This is a genomic window from Rugamonas sp. DEMB1 (genome assembly GCF_029834475.1).
GTDB classification, from domain to species: Bacteria; Pseudomonadota; Gammaproteobacteria; order Burkholderiales; family Burkholderiaceae_D; genus Rugamonas; species Rugamonas rubra.
Window position 1 is genome coordinate 4,748,371 of record NZ_CP122407.1, and the last position, 19,616, is coordinate 4,767,986.

Annotated in this window: 13 protein-coding genes, 1 other RNA gene and 3 pseudogenes; 8 read left to right on the forward strand and 9 right to left on the reverse strand. The window is 66.4% G+C overall.

What is annotated here, in order from left to right; translation table 11 throughout:
• Nucleotides 1-9: 9 nt before the first annotated feature.
• The 6 genes and pseudogenes from aroA to gyrA form a co-directional block, all read right to left on the reverse strand.
• On the reverse strand, nt 10-1,368 hold the full coding sequence (gene aroA, locus QC826_RS21855; RefSeq protein ID WP_279762418.1) for a 3-phosphoshikimate 1-carboxyvinyltransferase: 1,359 nt from the start codon (nt 1,366-1,368) through the stop codon (nt 10-12).
• A 13-nt stretch (nt 1,369-1,381) separates the two neighbouring features.
• Nucleotides 1,382-2,308, reverse strand: coding sequence for a prephenate dehydrogenase/arogenate dehydrogenase family protein (locus tag QC826_RS21860; protein ID WP_279762419.1), 927 nt, complete (start codon nt 2,306-2,308; stop codon nt 1,382-1,384).
• A 32-nt stretch (nt 2,309-2,340) separates the two neighbouring features.
• Nucleotides 2,341-3,413, reverse strand: a pseudogene (gene pheA, locus QC826_RS21865) (prephenate dehydratase).
• 91 nt (nt 3,414-3,504) lie between these two features.
• A pseudogene (gene serC, locus QC826_RS21870) lies at nt 3,505-4,594 on the reverse strand (3-phosphoserine/phosphohydroxythreonine transaminase).
• Between the two features lie 26 nt (nt 4,595-4,620).
• A complete protein-coding gene (locus QC826_RS21875) occupies nt 4,621-5,286 on the reverse strand; it encodes a DUF2059 domain-containing protein (RefSeq protein WP_279762420.1) in 666 nt (221 codons plus the stop codon).
• Between the two features lie 144 nt (nt 5,287-5,430).
• Nucleotides 5,431-8,123, reverse strand: a pseudogene (gene gyrA / locus QC826_RS21880) (DNA gyrase subunit A).
• A 546-nt stretch (nt 8,124-8,669) separates the two neighbouring features.
• Here gyrA and ompA point away from each other — a divergent pair.
• The 4 genes from ompA to QC826_RS21900 all read left to right on the forward strand — a co-directional run bounded on the left by ompA (nt 8,670) and on the right by QC826_RS21900 (nt 12,404).
• Nucleotides 8,670-9,386 (forward strand): outer membrane protein OmpA, encoded by a 717-nt coding sequence (gene ompA / locus QC826_RS21885; protein ID WP_279762421.1) that lies wholly within the window; start codon nt 8,670-8,672, stop codon nt 9,384-9,386.
• A gap of 127 nt (nt 9,387-9,513) precedes the next feature.
• On the forward strand, nt 9,514-10,209 hold the full coding sequence (gene ubiG, locus QC826_RS21890; protein ID WP_279762423.1) for a bifunctional 2-polyprenyl-6-hydroxyphenol methylase/3-demethylubiquinol 3-O-methyltransferase UbiG: 696 nt from the start codon (nt 9,514-9,516) through the stop codon (nt 10,207-10,209).
• A 74-nt stretch (nt 10,210-10,283) separates the two neighbouring features.
• A complete protein-coding gene (locus QC826_RS21895) occupies nt 10,284-10,979 on the forward strand; it encodes an HAD family hydrolase (RefSeq protein WP_279762424.1) in 696 nt (231 codons plus the stop codon).
• A 393-nt stretch (nt 10,980-11,372) separates the two neighbouring features.
• Nucleotides 11,373-12,404, forward strand: coding sequence for a hypothetical protein (locus QC826_RS21900; RefSeq protein ID WP_279762425.1), 1,032 nt, complete (start codon nt 11,373-11,375; stop codon nt 12,402-12,404).
• A 103-nt stretch (nt 12,405-12,507) separates the two neighbouring features.
• Here the strand turns inward: QC826_RS21900 and QC826_RS21905 are convergent, their stop codons facing one another.
• On the reverse strand, nt 12,508-14,250 hold the full coding sequence (locus tag QC826_RS21905; protein WP_279762426.1) for a diguanylate cyclase: 1,743 nt from the start codon (nt 14,248-14,250) through the stop codon (nt 12,508-12,510).
• Nucleotides 14,251-14,287: 37 nt separating this feature from the next.
• Nucleotides 14,288-15,592 (reverse strand): ABC transporter substrate-binding protein, encoded by a 1,305-nt coding sequence (locus QC826_RS21910; protein ID WP_279762428.1) that lies wholly within the window; start codon nt 15,590-15,592, stop codon nt 14,288-14,290.
• Between the two features lie 261 nt (nt 15,593-15,853).
• Between QC826_RS21910 and ssrA the strand changes: the two genes are divergently transcribed.
• The 3 genes from ssrA (at nt 15,854) to QC826_RS21925 (ending at nt 17,092) form a co-directional block, all read left to right on the forward strand.
• Nucleotides 15,854-16,214, forward strand: a transfer-messenger RNA (tmRNA) gene (gene ssrA, locus QC826_RS21915).
• A gap of 361 nt (nt 16,215-16,575) precedes the next feature.
• Nucleotides 16,576-16,848, forward strand: coding sequence for a BrnT family toxin (locus tag QC826_RS21920; RefSeq protein ID WP_099415812.1), 273 nt, complete (start codon nt 16,576-16,578; stop codon nt 16,846-16,848).
• On the forward strand, nt 16,814-17,092 hold the full coding sequence (locus tag QC826_RS21925) for a BrnA antitoxin family protein (protein WP_279762430.1): 279 nt from the start codon (nt 16,814-16,816) through the stop codon (nt 17,090-17,092). The genes QC826_RS21920 and QC826_RS21925 overlap by 35 nt, the downstream gene beginning before the upstream one ends.
• 644 nt (nt 17,093-17,736) lie before the next feature.
• Here the strand turns inward: QC826_RS21925 and QC826_RS21930 are convergent.
• Nucleotides 17,737-18,387 carry a 2-hydroxychromene-2-carboxylate isomerase gene (locus QC826_RS21930; protein ID WP_279762431.1) on the reverse strand — a complete coding sequence of 217 codons (651 nt, stop codon included), beginning with the start codon at nt 18,385-18,387 and terminating at the stop codon, nt 17,737-17,739.
• 161 nt (nt 18,388-18,548) lie between these two features.
• On the opposite strand from QC826_RS21930, the gene QC826_RS21935 reads away from it, so the two are divergent.
• A complete protein-coding gene (locus QC826_RS21935; RefSeq protein ID WP_279762432.1) occupies nt 18,549-19,601 on the forward strand; it encodes a DUF5694 domain-containing protein in 1,053 nt (350 codons plus the stop codon).
• Nucleotides 19,602-19,616: the final 15 nt, after the last annotated feature.

Below are 19,616 nucleotides of genomic sequence, written 5' to 3' on the forward strand. Positions count from 1 at the left end.
GGGGCCAGCTCAAATCAGCTGGTCGTGGGCGATGCCGGCGAAGGCGGCGAAGTAGTCGGGGAAGGTCTTGGCCACGCACTTCGGATCGTTGATGCGCATGGTGTTGCCGCGCCGCGCCGCGCCGTCCAGCGAGGCCAGCGAGAAGCACATCGCCATGCGGTGGTCGTCGTAGGTGTCGATGGTGGCGGCGGCGATCACGGCCGGCGGCGTCACGCGCAGGTAGTCGGCGCCCTCCTCCACCTCGGCGCCCAGCTTGCGCAGCTCGGTGGCCATGGCGGCGATGCGGTCGGTCTCCTTGACGCGCCAGCTGGCGATGTTGCGCAGCGTGCTGGTGCCGTCGGCGTACAGCGCGGCGATGGCGATGGTCATGGCGGCGTCGGGAATGTGGTTGAAGTCGGCGTCGATCGGTTTGAGCTTGCCGTTCGAGCTGGCCTCGATCCAGTTGTCGCCCATGCTGATGGTGGCGCCCATCAGCTCGAGCGCGGCGACGAAGCGCACGTCGCCTTGGATGCTGTCGCGGCCGACGCCCTCGACCCGCACCGGGCCGCCGGCGATGGCGCCGGCGGCCAGGAAGTAGGACGCCGACGAGGCGTCGCCCTCGACGTGGATGGTGCCCGGGCTCTGGTACTGCTGGCCCGGTTGCACGGTGAACGACTGCCAGCCGTCCTGCTCGACCTGCACGCCGAAGCGGCGCATCAGGTTCAGCGTGATCTCGATGTAGGGCTTGGAGATCAACTCGCCGACCACGTCGATCGATACGGCGTGCTCGCGCGCCATCAGCGGCGCCACCATCAGCAGCGCGGTGAGGAACTGGCTCGACACGTTGCCGCGCACCGACAGGCGCTCGGCCTTGAACTGGCCGCTGCGGATGTGCAGCGGCGGAAAGCCCGGCTGGCCGGTGTAGCTGATGTGGGCGCCGACCTCGTTGAGGGCGTCGACCAGGTCGCCGATGGGGCGCTCGTGCATGCGCGCCACGCCGTGCAGCGTGTAGTCGCCGCCGATCACCGCCAGCGCCGCCGTCAGCGGACGGATCGCCGTGCCGGCGTTGCCCATGAACAGGTCGGCCTTCTGCTTGGGCAGCACGCCGCCGCAGCCCTTGACATGGTGCACCTGGTGCAGCGTGTGCGGGTCCTTCTGCTCCTCCTGGCGCCAGTCGACGCCGAGCGCGCGCAGCGCGCCCAGCATCACCAGCGTGTCGTCCGAGGCCAGCAGGTCGACGATCTTGGTCTCGCCCTTGGCCAGCGCGGCCAGCAGCAGGATGCGGTTGGAGATGCTCTTCGAGCCGGGCAGGCGCACGGTGCCCTGCACGTGCATCACGGGATGCAGGTCGATATGGTGGGGGTAGTGCTTTGCTGTGTGCTGCGTCATGCCGTGTGTTCCTTTATTCTGCTTGGTCTTTGGACTGCGGCGCCTCGGCCGCCTCGATCGCCTCGATCCATTGCTGGCGGGCGCGCTGGGCGTTGCTGTAGACGCCGGCCAGCGCGGCGCCGTCGCCGGCCGCCAGGCTGGCGCGCAGGCCGTTCAATTGTGCCATGTAGGCGTCCAGCTCGGCCAACAGCGCGGCCTGGTTGGCCAGGCTGATGTCGCGCCACATCTCCGGCGAGGAGCCGGCGATGCGGGTGAAGTCGCGGAAGCCGCTGGCGGCGTACTGGAACAGCAGGTCGGCGTGCGGCTTCCTGGCGATGTCGTCGACCAGGGCGTAGGCCAGCAGGTGCGGCAGGTGGCTGACCGCCGCGAACACCTTGTCGTGCTCCTGCGGCGTCAGTTGGTGGATGATGGCGCCGCAGGCGCGCCAGGCGGCGGCGACCCGTTCGACATCCTCGGCGCGGTTTTCCGCCAGCGGCGTGAGCACCGTCTTCTTGCCCTGGTAGAGGTCGGCGATGGCGGCGTCCGGCCCGTTCGACTCGCGCCCGGCGATGGGGTGGCCGGGAACGAACTGGCCGACCTTGTCGCCCAGCGCGCGGCGCGCCGCCGCCACCACGTCGCCCTTGGTGCTGCCGGCGTCGGTGACGACCGTGCCGGCTTGCAGGTGCGGGCGCAGCGCGGCCAGGATGGCCTCGGTCTGCGCCACCGGCGCGGCCAGCAGCACCAGCGCGGCGCCGTCCAGCGCGGCGGCCAGCTCGGCCGGCGCGTTGCCGCTGGCGGCGTCGATGATGCCCAGCTCGCGCGCCCGCGCCAGCGCGGCCGTCGAGCGGCCGACGCCGACCACGCTGCCGACCGCGCCGGCCCGGCGCAGCGCCAGCGCGAAGGAGCCGCCGATCAGGCCGACGCCGCAAATGACGATCTTGTTCAACACAGTATTCTCCATCCCGTCTCCATCCCGTTCGAGCTGGCCGACCGTCAGGTCAGGCTCAGTGGGTAGGAACCCAGCACTTTGAAGAAGGCGGCGTTGTCCTGCAGCTCGGCCAGGGCGCGGGCCACGGCGGCGTCGTGGACGTGGCCCTCGATGTCGACATAGAAGTAGTACTCCCAGGTGCCGATGCGCGCCGGGCGCGACTCGAAGCGGGTCATCGACACGCCGTGCTTGGCCAGCGGCGCCAGCAGCTGGTAGACGGCGCCGGCCTTGTTGGGCACCGCCAGCACCAGCGAGGTTTGGTCCTGGCCGGACGGGTTGGTCTGCAGGTGGCCGACGATGGCGAAGCGGGTGCGGTTGTGCGGGTCGTCCTGGATGTGCGCCTTGACCACGCCCAGCTGGTACTGCTCGCCGGCCATTTCGCTGGCGATCGCGGCGATGCTGGCGTCCTTGCTGGCCATGCGCGCCGCCTCGGCGTTGGAGGCGACGGCGCGCCGCTCGATGTTCGGGTAGTTCAGGTTGAGCCACACCTGGCACTGCGCCAGCGCCTGCGAGTGGGCGCAGATCACCGTCACGCCGTCCATGTTGCCGGTCTTGCTCATCAGGCTGTGGTGCACGGCGATCGACACCTCGCCGCTGATCAGCAGCGAGGTTTGCAGCATCAGGTCGAGCGTGCGGTTGATGGCGCCCTCGGAGGAGTTCTCCACCGGCACCACGCCGAAGTCGGCGGTGCCGGCCTCGGTGGCGCGGAACACCTCGTCGATCGAGGCGCAGGGCAGGCCTCGACGGCGCTGCCGAACTGCTGGTAGACGGCCTGCTCGCTGAAGGTGCCGGCCGGGCCCAGGTAGGCCACGGTGACGCGCTTTTCCAGCGAACGGCAGGCCGACATGATCTCGCGGAAGATGGTCTGCACCTCGTGGTCGCCCATCGGGCCGGGATTGCGCTCGGCCACGCCGCGCAGCACCTGGGCCTCGCGTTCGGGACGGAACACCGGCGCCATGGTCTCGGCCTTGACGTGGCCGACTTCCTGCGCCACCTTGGCGCGGCGGTTCAGCAGGTCGAGGATTTGCGCGTCGATCGAGTCGATCTGTTCGCGCAAGGGTTTCAATTTATCAGTCATGGTGTGCGTAGTGTCAGTGTCGTTGTGCCGGAGGGCGAGCGGCTGCCCGGCCGCTCCGGCCTTTGATGGTGCGTGCGGCGCTGGCGGGGTATCAGCGGCCGGCAAACTCGTTCAAATAATCGACCAGGGCTTGTACGCCCTCGATTGGCATCGCGTTGTAGATCGATGCGCGCATACCGCCGACGGACTTGTGGCCCTTCAGTTGCAGCAGGCCGCGCTGTTTGGCGCCGGCCAGGAATGCTTCGTTTTTGCTCTCGTCGCGCAGGTAGAAGGGCACGTTCATGCGCGAGCGGCATTCTTTGGCGACGCGGTTCTGGTAGAAGTCGTCGGCGTCCAGCGCGGCGTACAGCAGCTCGGCCTTGGCGATGTTGCGGCGCTCCATCTCGGCCACGCCGCCCTGGCGCTTGAGCCACTGGAACACCAGGCCGGCGATGTAGATCGCGTAGGTCGGCGGCGTGTTGTACATCGACTCGTTGTCGGCCACGGTCTTCCAGTCGAAGGCCGAGGGGCAGATGGCCAGCGCCTTGCCGAGCAGGGCCCTCGCGCACGATCACCAGGGTCAGGCCGGCCGGGCCGATGTTCTTTTGCGCGCCACTGAAGATCACGCCGTAGCGCGACACGTCGACCGGGCGCGACAAAATGTGCGAGCTCATGTCGGCGACGATGGTGGCGCCGGCCGGCAGCTCGGGCACGAAGTTGAACTCGACGCCGTCGATGGTCTCGTTGGTGCAGACGTGCAGATAGGCGGCGTCCGGCGTCAGCTGCCACTCGGACTGCGGCGGCACGCCGGTGAAGGCGCCGGCCTTGCCGCCGGCGGCCACGTTGACGCTGGCGTAGCGGGCCGCCTCCTTGATCGACTTGCCCGACCAGGAACCGGTGTGGACGAAGTCGATGGTGGCCGGCTGCGCCTTGTGGCCGACCAGGTTGAGCGGCACGATGGCGTTTTGCGCCAGCCCGCCGCCCTGCATGAACAGGATCTTGTAGTTGGCCGGCACGGCGAGCAGCTCGCGCAGGTCGCGCTCGGCGGCCTGGTAGATCGAGATGAACTCGGGGCCGCGATGGCTCATTTCCATGACGGACATGCCGCTGCCGTGCCAGTCGAGCATTTCGGCGGCGGCTTGCGCCAGGACTTCTTTCGGCAGGACGGCGGGGCCGGCGGAGAAGTTGTAGATGTGCGTCACGGGCTTTCCTTGTGGTTGGGTTGGGCTTATTTCTCGACCTTGCCGGCCGGTGTTGCTTGCTCCGCCTTGCCGGCCTTGCCGGCGTGCTCGGCCTGCTCGGCCGCCTGCAACTGCTGCATCAGCGGCGCCATGCGGCGGGCCACCACGCGCTGGCCGATCTGCATGCCTTCGGCCATCAGCTTGGGCGACAGCGCCAGCATCTTGGCGCCCAGCGGGCTGCGGTAGAACACCGACAACTGCTTGATCTCGGCGACGCTGAAGTTGGCCGCGTACAGCGGCGCGATCTCGCTCATCATCTCGTCGACCAGCTTGGGATCGGCGAGGAATTCCTGCAACGCCTTGACCACGGCGGGCAGGCGCGCCTCGGCCTTGACGATGGCGACCTGCTTGTCCTGCGGCCCCAACTGGGGGTTGGCGTTGATGCCGGCCTCCATCGAGTTGCGCATCATGACGGGCAGGTTGTTGCTCATCTGCTGCATGCCGGAGGCCATCAGCGAGCGGTAGTTCATCGCCACGAACAGTTCCTTGACGGCGGCGGCGACAGCCGGCTCGATCGGCTTGGCCGGCTCGATGGCGGCGGCGGCCACGGCGGGCGCGGCGGCCGGCGTGCTTTGCGCCAGGGCCGGCGCGCCGGCCAGCAACATCAAGGCGGCGGCGATGCTGGAAATACTTGCTGCGGCGAATTTTTTCATGTTGATTGGCGGAATGCTCCGCGCTGAAAAGAGGGGTTGCCGAAAGAAAAACGGGGCCAGCGTTTATTGTCGCATCATTCCGCGAAAAAAACCCTGGCCCCGTCCGCCCCGCCGCTCTGGGCGCCGGGGCATGCTTGCTGCGCCTTACTCCGGCGCGGCGTCCGAGGCGGCGTCCGGCGCCGCATCGGCCGCAAGCCCAGGCGTGGCCTCGGCCGCCTTGGCGTCCGGACCCGGCTCGAGCTCGACCTCGTCGATATCGGTCTCGACGATGCGTTGCAGGCCGGACAGCTTGGTGCCGTCCTCGACCGCGATCAGGGTCACGCCCTGGGTGGCGCGGCCCATCTCGCGGATCTCCGCCACGCGGGTGCGGATCAGCACGCCGCCGGTGGTGATCAGCATGATCTCGTCGGTGGTCTCGACCAGGGTGGCGGCGACGACTTTACCGTTGCGCTCGCTGGTCTGGATCGCGATCATGCCCTTGGTGCCGCGGCCGTGGCGGGTGTACTCGGTGATCGGGGTACGCTTGCCGAAGCCGTTCTCGGTGGCCGTCAGGACCGACTGCTCCTCGTTCTCGGCCACCAGCAGGGCGATCACGTGCTGGCCCTCCTCCAGGTTCATGCCGCGCACGCCACGGGCGTTGCGGCCCATCGGACGCACGTCGTTCTCGTCGAAGCGCACCGCCTTGCCGGAGTCGGAGAACAGCATCACGTCGTGCTGGCCGTCGGTCAGCGCGGCGCCGATCAGGAAGTCGCCGTCGTCCAGGTCGACCGCGATGATGCCGGCCTTGCGTGGATTGCTGAAGTCCTTCAGCGGCGTCTTCTTGACGGTGCCCAGGCTGGTCGACATGAACACGTAATGGTCTTCCGGGAAGGTGCGGTTGGCGCCGGACAGCGGCAGCACCACGGTGATCTTCTCGTTGTCGGCCAGCGGGAACATGTTGACGATCGGCTTGCCGCGCGAGTTGCGCGAACCCTGCGGCACCTCCCACACCTTCAGCCAGTACATCCGGCCACGGTTGGAGAAGCACAGGATGTAGTCGTGGGTGTTGGCGATGAACAGCTGGTCGATCCAATCCTCTTCCTTGGTCGCCATGGCCTGCTTGCCGCGTCCGCCGCGCTTCTGCGCGCGGTATTCGGAGATCGGCTGCGACTTCATGTAGCCGGTGTGCGACAGGGTGACCACCATGTCCTGCGGCGTGATCAAGTCCTCGGTGCCCAGGTCGGTGGCGTTGTGCTCGATGCTCGAGCGGCGCACGTCCTTGTTGCCGGCGCCGTATTCGTTCTTGGCCAGGGTCATCTCGTCGGTGATGATGACGGTGACGCGCTCCGGTTTCGACAGAATGTCCAGCAGGTCGGCGATTTCCGCCATCACGTCCTTGTACTCGTTGACGATCTTGTCCTGTTCCAGGCCGGTCAGGCGTTGCAGGCGCATCTGCAGGATTTCCTGCGCCTGGTCGTCGGACAGCTTGTACAGGCCGTCGGTCTGCATGCCGTAGTGCTTAGGCAGGTGTTCCGGACGGAAGGCGTCGACGCCGCCGACGGTGGTGCCGTCGCCGGTGCGGGCCAGCATCTCGCGCACCAGCGACGAGTCCCAGGCGCGCGCCATCAGCTCGGACTTGGCCAGCGGCGGCGTCGGCGCCGCCTTGATGATGGCGATGAAGTCGTCGATGTTGGCCAGCGCCACGGCCAGCCCTCGAGCACGTGGCCGCGCTCGCGCGCCTTGCGCAGCTCGAACACGGTGCGCCGGGTGACCACTTCGCGGCGGTGCGCCAGGAAGCATTGCAGCATCTGTTTCAGGTTCAGCAGGCGCGGCTGGCCGTCGACCAGCGCCACCATGTTCATGCCGAAGGTGTCCTGCAACTGGGTCTGCTTGTACAGGTTGTTGAGCACCACCTCGGGCACTTCGCCGCGCTTCAGTTCGATGACCACGCGCATGCCCGACTTGTCGGACTCGTCGCGGATGTCGGAAATGCCTTCGAGCTTCTTGTCGCGCACGTTCTCGGCGATGCGCTCGAGCAGCGACTTCTTGTTGACCTGGTAGGGCAGCTCGTCGACGATGATGGCGGTGCGGCCGCCGTCCTTGCCGTATTCCTCGAAGTGGGTCTTGGCGCGCATGACCACGCGGCCGCGGCCGGTGCGGTAGCCGTCGCGCACGCCGGAGACGCCGTAGATGATGCCGGCGGTCGGGAAGTCCGGCGCCGGGATGATCTCGATCAGCTCGTCGATGCTGCAGTCCGGGTTGCGCAGCACGTGCAGCGCGCCGTCGATCACCTCGGTCAGGTTGTGCGGCGGGATGTTGGTGGCCATGCCGACGGCGATGCCCGACGAGCCGTTGATCAGCAGGTTGGGGATCTTGGTCGGCAGGACGGTCGGCTCTTTTTCCTTGCCGTCGTAGTTGGGCTGGAAGTCGACGGTGTCCTTGTCGATGTCGGCCAGGATCTCGCTGGCGATCTTGTCCAGGCGGCACTCGGTGTAACGCATCGCGGCGGCGCTGTCGCCGTCGACCGAGCCGAAGTTGCCCTGGCCGTCGACCAGCATGTAGCGCAGCGAGAAGTCCTGCGCCATGCGCACCAGCGTGTCGTAGATCGAGGCGTCGCCGTGCGGGTGGTACTTACCCATGGTCTCGCCGACCACGCGGGCGCACTTGACGTAGGGACGGTTCCACACGTTGTTCATTTCGTGCATCGCGAACAGGACCCGGCGGTGCACCGGCTTGAGGCCGTCGCGCACGTCCGGCAAGGCGCGGCCGACGATCACGCTCATGGCGTAATCGAGGTAGCTCTTGCGCATCTCTTCTTCGAGGGAAATAGGGATTGTTTCTTTTGCGAATTGATCCATTGGCGGGTCGACTGATCTTTGACTGTGGTTAACTTATCTTTTAAGCAATGAATGCCGCACTGAAGCATGCCTGAGCCGTCCCGCCGGCGCGCCCCTGGGGGCCGCGTGCTGGACAGTCAAGCCTGCGATTTTAGCATGGGCGTCCGGCAACTAGCGCTTTTCCGCCTGCCGGCGCCCCGCCGCGAGCGTTGCCGCCGGGAACGGCGCCAGCAACGGCGGGGCGCCCCGCCTTGGCGCCCCGCCTTGGCGCGCGGCGGCGGGCGACGCATTGCATATAAGGCACGGATGTAATCGAGATGACACAATTTTCGCTTATTATCCCCCATCACGTTGCAACAAAACAACATTTTGGTCGGAATCGCAGCAGGTTTGATTTACCCCCGAACGTGCGGCCAGATCGCGTGTGGCAAAATGGACTGGAAGTCAATTGCTTGTTTCGCAATCGGGAGACCGTCGCGATTTGCTGCGTGATGGTAGAATTCGCCCCATGCATCACTACGTCGCGCAGTTTTTCTGCGGATATCACCCCCCGAAAGGAAGAAAAATATGAAGAAACTTATTTCGTTTTTGGCTGTGTCGGCCGCATTTGCAGGTTCGGCAATCGCACAAACCCAACCAACCACCCCGCCGTTCGCTCCTGTGACCCAGGACATCAAGGCCGCCGCGCCTAAGAGCGCCTACGTGCAGGACGCCCGTGGCGTCATCGCCCGTGACCCGTTCGGTCTGTGCTGGCGCACCGGCTACTGGACCCCGGCCGATGCCGTTCCAGGTTGCGATCTGCCGCTGTGCAAAGATGGCGAGAAACTGGAAAACGGCAAATGCGTCGCTCCAGCACCAGCGCCAGTCGCTCCAGCACCAGCACCGGCACCGGCTCCTGCCGCCGCGCCAGTCGTCGTCGCCCCGACCTCGGAAAAAGTCAGCTTCGCCGCCGACGCCCTGTTCGACTTCGACAAGTCGGTCCTGAAACCAGAAGGCAAGGCCAAGCTGGACGACCTGACCTCGAAACTGGGCAGCATCAAGCTGGAAGTCATCATCGCCGTCGGCCACACCGACTCCGTGGGCACCGATGCCTACAACCAGAAACTGTCGATCCGTCGCGCTGAAGCCGTCAAGGCCTACATCGTGTCGAAAGGCGTCGAGACCAACCGCGTCTACACCGAAGGCAAGGGCGAGAAGCAGCCAGTCGCAGACAACAAGTCCGCTGATGGCCGCAGCAAAAACCGTCGCGTAGAAGTCGAAGTCGTCGGCACCCGCGCCAAGTAATTGCCGCGCTAGCCAGGCCGGCCCGCTCCCCGGGGCGCCGCGCCCGACACATCAACCCCGCCTTGCGCGGGGTTTTTTTTCGCCGGTGCGCTTGGGAACGGGACGATTTGCCGTTATTATTCTCCCCATGAACGCCGACCCCCTAGAACTGCAAAAATTCAGTGAGCTGGCCCACCGCTGGTGGGACCCCACTTCCGAGTTTCGTCCATTGCACGAAATCAATCCGCTGCGCCTCGAGTGGATCAACGCGCGCGCCCCGCTGGCGGGCAAGAGCGTGATCGACATCGGCTGCGGCGGCGGCATCCTGAGCGAGTCGATGGCGCGCAAGGGCGCCAAGGTGACCGGCATCGACCTGTCCGAAAAAGCCCTCAAGGTGGCCGACCTGCACAGCCTGGAGTCCGGCGCGCAGGTGCGCTACAAGCTGATCGCCGCCGAGGACATGGCGGCGCAGGAGGCCGGCCAGTACGACGTGGTCACCTGCATGGAGATGCTCGAGCACGTGCCCGATCCGGCCGCCATCGTGCGCGCCGCCGCCACGCTGGTCAAACCGGGCGGCCAGGTGTTCTTCTCCACGCTGAACCGCAACGCCAAGGCCTACCTGTTCGCCGTCATCGGCGCCGAGTACCTGCTGCGCATGCTGCCCAAGGGCACCCACGACTACGACAAGTTCATCACCCCGGCCGAGCTGTCGCAGTTCGTCCGCAGCGCCGGCCTCGAGCTGCAGGGCATGAAGGGCCTCGGCTACAATCCGCTGAGCAAGCTGTACTCGCTCAACGACGACACCAGCGTCAACTACATGGTCGCCACCAGCCGCCCGCTGTAGTCCGCCGCACACCGGGGCGGCGCGCGCCGCCCCCTTCCCCACCGCCTATTCCGCCCCCGCCCGCCACCGCCGCCATGAGCCTTCCGACCACCCCGCCCCGCGCCATCCTGTTCGACCTCGACGGCACCCTGGCCGACACCGCGCCCGACCTGGCCGCCGCCGTCAACCTGCTGCGCACCGCACGCGGCCTGGCGCCCACCGACTACGCCCTGCTGCGGCCGACCGCCTCGGCCGGCGCGCGCGGCATGATCGGCGCGGCCTTCGGCCTGAAGCCGCAGGACGAGGGCTTCGTCGCGCTGCGCGACGGCTTCTTCGACAACTACCAGGCCGCCATCGCGGTCCACAGCAGCCTGTTCGACGGCGTGCCCGAGCTGCTGGCCGGCATCGAGCAGGCCGGCCTGGCCTGGGGCATCGTCACCAACAAGCCGGCCCGCTTCACCGACCCGCTGCTGCCGCGGATCGGCCTGCAGCACGCCGGCTGCGTGGTCTCCGGCGACACCACGGCGCACGCCAAGCCGCACCCGGCGCCGCTGCTGGAGGCGGCCAGCCGGCTCGGCCTGGCGCCCGAGCAGTGCTGGTACGTCGGCGACGACCTGCGCGACATCCAGGCCGGCAGCGCCGCCGGCATGCGCACGGTGGCCTGCGGCTGGGGCTATTGCGGCCCGCACGAGCCGCTGGCCTGGAACGCCGACCACCTGCTGGCCAGCCCGCTGAACCTGCTCGAACTGCTGCGCCAAAGCCTGGCCGGCGACGCCGAACTGGCCGCCTGACCGGCCGCGGCGGCCCGGCTTGCCGCCCCGGCAAGCCGAGCGCCGCCACTAATTCTGCCGTTGCGCGCCCCTCCCTTCTACGTATAATCACGTATCTTCCTGCATATTGCCGCGCGCCAGCGCCGGCCGCGCCCCCGCGCCGCCGGCTAAATTGACGTGCGACAAGTCGTGTTGGCTAAAAGTATTTTTCTCTTGCCAAGCCCGCCAACACAGTTAGAATAACGCCAAGATTCGCCTGCTTGCCGCGCCACCACCCCGCGCGGCTCGCTAGCATCGCGGCGTCAGATAAGCCACTACAAGGGCAAGTAATTGCCGAGTGGAAATATCGGCAAGTCCGTACTATACTGAGACAAGTAATAACAAATGCCAACCCCAAACCCTGGAGCATTGACCATGACAAGCGATTATCCCGACCTAATCGCGGACATCCCCGAGCCCTACAGCGAGCTGATGCCGGACATGCCGGTGCGCACCAGCGCGCCGCAGACCTGGAACGTCACCGTGGCCGACGCCAAGTTCCATTGGTACGACCTGATCGCCGGCTTCCCGGCCGTGCCGGACATCCGCGACCCGGTCGGGCGCTACCTGCGCCGCATGCAGTTCGACCTCGAGGCGGCGGTGGAGAAGCGGATGATCTATTGCGTGGTCAACCGTCCGGTGATCCGCCTCGACCCCGGCCGCAGCGTGCAGTGGGGCTTCTTCTCGCTCAAGCTGACGCTGCCGCTGTTGGTCGGCGTCGAGAAAAAACGCGACAGCGTCACCATCGAGCTGACCGTGCCGATGGCGGCGACCCTGAAGAAGCCGACGGTGACGCTCAGCGAGCGTTTCGTCACCTTCAACTGGGGCGGCCTGATCGAGGCGCGCTCGATCCACGACATCCTGCAGGACTATTCCAACCAGTTCGCCGCGCCGAGCATGGTGCGCTACGTCGGCCAGACGCGCGACCCGGCCGGCCGCCTGGCCAAGGCCCGCCTGTCGGCGGTGCAGCGGGTGCACCAGAAGTACAGCGAGGACAACGACACGCTGCTGCTGGTGCAGCGCATGATCGTTGAGGTGGTGTCGGCGCAGGGCGACCCGGCCGAGCTGGCGGCCAACCAGAACGCGGTGGCCGCCGACGCGTTGCAGAAGGACCGCATGGACCTGGTCGAGTGCGCCCTGATCCGCTACTTCGAGGGCGAGCAGATGCGCGGCCGCCTCGAGCAGGAGGTGCAGACACGGCGCGAGCGGGTGCGCGAGATCGCCGCCGCCAACCATCTGGAGCAGTTCCGCATCGACCTGCGCCTGGAGGGCGCCGACAACTACCACGACCTGATGTCCGAGCACGCCGCCATGTCGCGCAGCCACGTGCTCGACTGCCGCATCGTCGGCGGCGAGATCGAGGTCACCCGCGTGCCGGACAAGATCGCGCCGGCCGCCAAGCGCTAGGCGTTCCGGCCCCCACCCACCCAACGGCGCAGAGCCAGGGTCAGACCCTGAGGGTCTGACCCTATATGTGCGCCGCCGGGTTTCCCCAACCTGCCGCCCCCCGCTAGGCCGCCGCGATGCGGCGGCCGCCGGCCAGCTGCACCTGGTTGCGGCCCTGCTGCTTGGCGCGGTACATCGCCTTGTCCGCCATGCGGATGAACATCTCGCCGCTGTGCCGCTCGTCCGGCAGCAGCACCGCCACGCCGATGCTGACGCTGACGCGGCCGATCGGCGACTCGGCGTGCGGCAGGCCGGCCTGCTCCAGCGCCAGGCGGATGCCCTCGGCCAGCGCGGCGGCCGTCTCCAGGTCGGTGTCGGCGGCCAGCATGACGAACTCCTCGCCGCCGTAGCGCGCCGCCAGGTCGCCGGCGCGGCGGGCGTGGCCGTGCAGCAGGCGGGCCACGCGCAGCAGGCAGGCGTCGCCGTCCTGGTGGCCGTAGAAGTCGTTGTAGCTCTTGAAGTGGTCGACGTCGATCATCAGCAGCGCCAGCGGCTGGCCGCAGCGGCCGGCGCGGTGCAGCTCGGCCTCGAGCACGGCGTCGAAGCGGCGCCGGTTGGCGATGCCGGTCAGCGCGTCGGTCATGCTCAGCGTGGCCAGCTTCTCGTTGGCCAGTTCCAGCTCGCGGGTGCGCGCCGCCACCCGGCTCTCGAGCTGCTCGTGGGCCTGGCCGATGTTGCCGGCCATCTCGTTGAACTTGCGCGCCAGCTGGGCCAGCTCGTCGCGCCCGGTGTAGTCCATGCGCAGGCCGTAGTTGCCGCCCTCGGTGGCGCGCATGATGGCGGCCAGCTTCTCCAGCGGCGCCGAGATCGAGCGGGCGATCAGGTAGGCCAGCGCCAGCGCGCCGACAAAGCAGACCAGGCCGATGATCAGGATCTTGTCGCGCACCGACTGCGCCTGCGCCAGCAGGCTGTCGTTGGGCAGCGTGCTGACCACGTACCAGCTGGTGCGCGGGATCTGCGCGTAGGCGGCGCGGTAGCTGGCGCGGCCACGGCCGTCGGCGGCCACGTCCTCGTAGGCGACGAAGCCGCCGGGCTGGCCGCGGCGCAGGCTGGCGCCCAGCTCGGCCAGCAGGCCGGCCGCCGGCGGCGCGCCGTTGGGCCGCTCGCGCGCCTGCACCACGGCGCTGCCGTCGCGGCCGTCGAGGATGAAGATGTCGCTGCCCTCGCCCAGCTGGACGTTGTCGAAGATGCCGGCGAAGTGCAGCGGGCGCACACCGAGGAACAGGCTGCCGGCCAGCCGGTTGTTGCTCTTGAAGTAGACCTGGCGCAGCATGACGATGCTCTTCTGGCCGCCCCACAGCTCGAGCGCGCCCCAGTGCGGCCGGCCGCGGCGCGGCGGCGCGGCGGCGGCGAACTGCTCCAGCGCGCCGCCCAGCTGGCCCAGCACCTGCGGGTCGAGGACGCGGTTGTCCTTGTCGAGGAAGTACTTCTGGCTGACGTCCTCGAAGGAGCCGTAGCTGTCGAGCAGGATCTTGGTCAGCTCGGCGCGGGCGCGGCCCTTCTCGGCGGCGTCGTCGACGGCGTAGCGGGCCAGCGCCGCCTGCACGCCGTCCGACAGCACCAGCGCCTCGCTGGCCGTCTCCACCTCGAGCATCTGCAGCTGCACGTTCTTGGCCACCTGCTTGACCACCTCGCCGGCGAACAGGCGGGTGCGCCGCTCGATCTCGCCGCTCGACTCGGCATACGAGATGTAGCCCGACACCAGCAGCGGCAGCAGCGACAACAGCACGAAGGAGGCGATCAGCCGGTGGCGGATCGACAGCGCGCGCAACAGGGCGGTCAGGCGGTGTTCCAACAACAGGGGCATGCTGGGCGCTCCGAAAAAGATGCCGGCCGGGTCGGGCTCAGCGGTTGTCCTGGGCCGCCGCCGCGCGCACCGAGGCGTCCAGCGCGGCCGCCGCCTGGCGCGGCGAGGTCTGGCCGGCCAACACATCGTGCAACAGCGTGTGGAGCAGCTCGATGGCCGGCGCCGGCAGGAAGGAATAATAGGGGCCGCTGGTCTGCGCCGCCGCGCCGACGGCGGCGACGTAGGCGGTGATCTGCGCGTCGTTGCGCACCGGGCCGGGCACCCGCTTCATCGGCGGCACGTTCTGCCGCTTGTTTTGCTGCAGGGCAAAGCCCTGGCCGACGATGAAGTCGAGCAACATCAGGGCGGCCCGCTTGTTGCGCGTCTCGCAGACGGCGAAACCGGTCTCGCTGCCCACCACCGGCACCACGGCGCGGCCGGCCGCGTTCCACGGCGGCACGAACACGCCGCTGGCGAAGTGTTTGCTGGCCATCAGGCGGCCGGCCGCCCAAGTGCCGTGGAAGGCCATCGCCACCTTGCCGCCGGCGAACAGCTGGATGCCCTCGTCGTAGCCGGTGTTGAGGAAGTCCTTCTGCACATAGCCGCGCTCGGCCAGCTGCTTGATCTTGCCGAAGATGTCGGCCGCCGCCTCGGTGTCCAGGTCGAGCTTGCCGGCCGCCAGCGCCGCGCGCCAGCCCGGCCGGCCGGCCGCCACGTTGTTGGCGAAGCCGAAGCTGAACGGGCCGTTGCCCAGCATGTTGGGGAAGCCGGCGTCGAACACCAGCGGCGTGATGCCGGCCCGCTTGAGGCGCTCGCACAGCGCCAGGAACTGGTCGAAATCGGTCGGCAGGCGCTCCACCCCGGCCTGGCGGAACAAGTCCTTGTTGTAGTAGATTAGCGTCGCGGCGACGCCGCCGGCGACGCCGCCGGCGACGCCGAAGCGCTTCTTTTCCGGCGAGGTCCAGTCCGGCTTGAGCACGTCGAGCATATTGTCCCAGGCGGCGCTGCCGCCCAGCTCGGCCAGCAGGCCCTGGTCGGCCAAGCCGGCGGCGTAGCTGTTGGGGTTGACCGAGACCAGGTCGGGCAGCTGGTTGGCCGCCACCTTGGGCTTCAGGTTCTCCTCCACCGAGTTGCCGATCATAAACTGCAACTCGACCTTGATGTCCGGATGGGCGCGGCTGAAGGCGGCCGCCACCTGCTGCATCTCCTGCGGCCAGTCGGGCGCCCAGACCAGCGCGGTGATGGTGGTGGTCGGCGGCGCGCGCGGCGGCGCGGCGGCCGGCTCCGGGCGGCCGCAGGCGGCCAGCGCCAGCAGGCAGAGCAGCGCGGACAGGCGCGGCGCGCATCGAAGGAGTTTCAACATTTCCACGCTCGCAACTATCCAGGGATGGGGGACGGCGGCACGCCGGACGGGTTTCGGCAAGAGTCCGCAATGGCTTGCGGCCGGACAGGACTCATTGCATGCGGGTAACGGCGGATAAGCAAAAGATTACACCAAAGTTTGCCCTAGACAAACGGGGCCGTGCAATTTTCCGGAGCAAAATGCACAGCCGGCGCGGCCTGCGGCGGGGTGCAGGATAAGCGGTGCAAGCGGACTGGGAATGCGCTACAATGGAGGTTCTGTGGGGACGACCTGGTTTCGACGTGGGTTGCAAAGCAGCGCAGGGCATACCGAGGGCTGGCCACCTCGTAAATACAACCAGAAAAAACTTAACTGCAAACGATAACTCGTACGCACTGGCAGCTTAATTGCTGTTAGCTCCACAACACCTCGTCCCTGGGGTGGGCCGTTAAAAGCTGTGGAGTCATTTACAGGGACTCGCGCTGTGAGGGGTCACTTCAATCCGCGCTAAATCTAAGGTGAATCGCTTGTCCAGAACGTGCACATCCGTGCTGTACAGGTTAAATTAAATGATAGTGCTAAGTATGTAGAACTGTCTGTAGAGTGCTTGCGGACGCGGGTTCGATTCCCGCCGTCTCCACCACCGAATAAAAACAAAGCCCCGCCGGGCGTAAGCCCGGCGGGGCTTTGTTTTTATTCGGGGTGTTCGAGCGGCGGGAATCGAATCCGCGGACGGCACGGACGCGGGGCGTAGCGGGGAATTCGGGCCGCATGCGGCCCGCCCGCGAAGCGGGTTGCGCTTGCAAGCGCAACCCTCTCCGATTCAACTGACTAAAGACTACATGCAGGCCAGCGGCTCCCCCGCCGTTACAAAAATCGCCAACAGCGTCATTCGCGCCCCAGCCATTCTCTCACCTACGCAATCGTCGAACTGCACTTGACTCCAATCAAATTGCATCTACAATTTAGCCAGGACACACTTACAATGCTCCTACAATTTGTCGATGATTACCTTCGACGAAAGCAAGCGGCAAGCCAACCTCAGCAAGCATGGGATCGACATTGCCGATTTGCTTACATTCTTTGACGGAAATTTATTAAGCCGAGAAGACCTGCGTGAAAACTACGGTGAACTACGTTTTCAGAGCATCGGCTGGCAGACTGGACAAATGCTGTTCGTGGTCTGGACACCCGGCAAGGGCGAATGGCCCCATATTATTTCGGCACGAAAGGCGGTAAAACATGAGCGCGAAGCATGGGCACGTTTCAATCGATGATGCGCCGGCTACCCAACCAGAAGATTGGATCAACACGTTTGTCACCCATTCAATTGATGAACTGCGAGCAGCAGTTGCGGCACGACGCACGCGCGGACCGAACAAGCGAGAAACCAAGGAACAGGTCGCGGTGCGGTTCAGCCCCGAAGTGCTGACCTTTTTCCGCGCCACCGGCCCAGGCTGGCAGACGCGAATGGATCAAGCCTTGCGCGACTATGTCGCAAAACATCATTCGTCCGACTAACAAAGTCGGAGTGGGCGACGATTTCGGGCACGAACAGGAACGATGCCGCCGAGAACACAACGTTACGCTTGCAATCTCGATAGCCAGCTCAAATCTTCACCTACAAATACACAAGCCTGCACGGGAATGATAGTGTGTAGACTGCAGTTTCATACGGAAAGTGAGGCCGCCATGGCCGCACCAGCAAAACATCCTAAGAAACACCTGAGAGACAAGCAAGCAAAGCTAGTGAGGCAGGAGGGGATTCTCCGGTCCGCAGTGCCTGGGGAACCCGTGCTTCGGCCTCGCATAGAAATCATTCAGGCCGCGATTGCCAACGCTTGCATGCCAAAAGAGGCTGAGACGGCAAACCCGGTGGAGGGGCAACGTCAAAAGCGTCTGCAAGCGATCGACCTCATCTTCGGCATATGGAGGGACCGCACAGACATTCCCAAAGACGGACCGGCGTACCAAGATGAGATGCGCGCCGAATGGTAACAGTCCTGCTCGATTCCAATATCCTCGCAGACATAATGAATGGCGTACAGGAAGCCAGAACCGAGGTTAGTTACTAGCATAGTCCAAACTTCCCTCGCGCATATTTGTTCATGTTTTACACATGTTCACGTAACGTGTACATTCCGATAGACAACCCCGGACGGGCTCTATCTAGTCGCGCCAAACCGGACCTTGCCAACGGCCCGCATCGCCGGCGAGTCCAGCCCCGGATCTCCCCGCAAGTAGGCCCTGAGCATGGGCAGCGAGTCCAGCCCCCAAAATAATTTTCCATCCACGCAGATCGTCGGCACACCGAAAACGCCTGCCGCTACCGCCTGGCTGGTATTTTCCCGCAGACGCAGTTTCACTGCGGGATCGTCCATGCGCCGGGCCGCCTCGGCCTCGGTCAGGCCCAAGCGCTCCAGCACGGACTGCCAAGCCGGCGCGTCCTCGGGATCGCAGCCGGTGGTGTAGATCTGCTCGAACACGGCCGACACCACTTCCGGCTTGTCACCCAGGGCAAGAATCAAGCGCAGGTAGCGCAAGGGATTGAATGGATGCACCGCAGGCATGACGAACGGCATGCCCTGCTGCTGCGCGGTCCACGTGCATAGTTCGTAGGTAAGCCGGCGCTTGCTCTCGATTTCCGCCGGCCCCTTGCTGCCAAAGGCGTTGAGCAGCCCCGCAAACAGGACCGGACGGCGCTCAAGAGCGATAGGCAGGGGGTCGTGGCGCAAGGCGTGGTCCATCAAGCATGCCCAAGGGGAAATCACGTCGAAATAGAAAACGCCTTGGGATTTGAGTTCTGCGGTGGTCAAAGAGGGCTCCATATCGAATTATTTAAATTTTTTACATAATTTTTTAACAATAGCGCATTTTTGACATCCTGGCCCCACGAAAGTGCATTCTGTCCAAAACAAGCTTGAGCTTCTTTCGCACATTCTTACACTGGCCCCTACAACACAAGGGAGAACACAACATGGGCAATTGGACAAAGTGGATCTGGGCAGCAATCGCCACAGTGCCGGTCGCGGCGCAGGCGCAGGGCGACCTGAAGGGCTTAGACCGCGACATGGTTGGGCCACGGGCGCAGATACTGGTGCTGGGCACCGTCCACCTGAGCGGCATGCCGGCCGGTTTCGATCCGGCATCGCTGGACGGCGTGCTCAAGCGGCTGGCCGCGTTCAAGCCCGACATCATCACCATCGAGACCGAATCCGGCGAGGAGTGCGACCTCGCCGCGCGCCACCCCGCAAGGTACGGCCCCGACTACTGCGCCCCGACCGACGCGGCGAAGGCGGCCACCGGCCTGGACCTGCCCGCCGCCATCGCCGAGGTCGACAAGACGCTCAAGGCCTGGCCGGCGCAGGCCACGCCGGCGCAGCGGCGCCGCCTCGCCGCCCTGTTCCTGGCGGCGAGCGACCGCGCCTCGGCCTATGTGCAGTGGCTGCAGCTGCCCGAGGCCGAGCGCCGCGCCAGCGACAGCTTGAACCCGGCGCTGGTGGAGCTGCTCGGCAAGATCGCGAAACGCAACAACGAGACCTACCAGTTGGCCGCGCGCCTGGCCGCGCGGCTGGGCCTGCAGCGCGTCCACGCCGCCGACAACCACACCGGCGACAACATCGACGTGGCCGACAGCAAGGCCTTCGTCCGCTCGATAGAGGCGGCCTGGGCGGCGGGCGGCGCGGCGATCCAAGAGCAGGAGAAACGCGAGGCGGCGCTGGCGCAGGCCAGCGACCTGCTGCCGCTGTACCGCTATGTCAACCAGCCGGAAGCCCTGCGGCTGCGCGCCGAGGCCAACGTCGGTCCGGCCATGCGCGCCAAGTCGGCGCAAGGCTACCCGCAGATGTGGGTGGCCGGCTGGGAGATCCGCAACCTGCGGATGGTCGCCAACATCCGCGAAACCTACCGCGAACGCCCCGGCGCGCGCGTCCTGTCGATCGTCGGCGCCACCCACAAGCCGTGGTTCGACGCCTGGCTCGGCCAACTGCAGGGCGTCGACATCGTCGACGCGGCGGCGTTGCTGAAGTGACGCAATAGGCGGCGC

Excerpts from the sequence above, each read along its gene's own strand:
- QC826_RS21895 (WP_279762424.1), top strand. The coding sequence starts at position 10,284 with ATGAGCCTTCCGACCACCCCGCCCCGCGCCATCCTGTTCGACCTCGAC.
- ubiG (WP_279762423.1), top strand. The coding sequence starts at position 9,514 with ATGAACGCCGACCCCCTAGAACTGCAAAAATTCAGTGAGCTGGCCCAC.
- QC826_RS21910 (WP_279762428.1), bottom strand. The coding sequence starts at position 15,592 with ATGTTGAAACTCCTTCGATGCGCGCCGCGCCTGTCCGCGCTGCTCTGC.
- QC826_RS21905 (WP_279762426.1), bottom strand. The coding sequence starts at position 14,250 with ATGCCCCTGTTGTTGGAACACCGCCTGACCGCCCTGTTGCGCGCGCTG.
- QC826_RS21920 (WP_099415812.1), top strand. The coding sequence starts at position 16,576 with ATGATTACCTTCGACGAAAGCAAGCGGCAAGCCAACCTCAGCAAGCAT.
- QC826_RS21935 (WP_279762432.1), top strand. The coding sequence starts at position 18,549 with ATGGGCAATTGGACAAAGTGGATCTGGGCAGCAATCGCCACAGTGCCG.
- QC826_RS21875 (WP_279762420.1), bottom strand. The coding sequence starts at position 5,286 with ATGAAAAAATTCGCCGCAGCAAGTATTTCCAGCATCGCCGCCGCCTTG.
- QC826_RS21925 (WP_279762430.1), top strand. The coding sequence starts at position 16,814 with ATGAGCGCGAAGCATGGGCACGTTTCAATCGATGATGCGCCGGCTACC.
- ompA (WP_279762421.1), top strand. The coding sequence starts at position 8,670 with ATGAAGAAACTTATTTCGTTTTTGGCTGTGTCGGCCGCATTTGCAGGT.
- QC826_RS21860 (WP_279762419.1), bottom strand. The coding sequence starts at position 2,308 with ATGGAGAATACTGTGTTGAACAAGATCGTCATTTGCGGCGTCGGCCTG.
- QC826_RS21900 (WP_279762425.1), top strand. The coding sequence starts at position 11,373 with ATGACAAGCGATTATCCCGACCTAATCGCGGACATCCCCGAGCCCTAC.
- aroA (WP_279762418.1), bottom strand. The coding sequence starts at position 1,368 with ATGACGCAGCACACAGCAAAGCACTACCCCCACCATATCGACCTGCAT.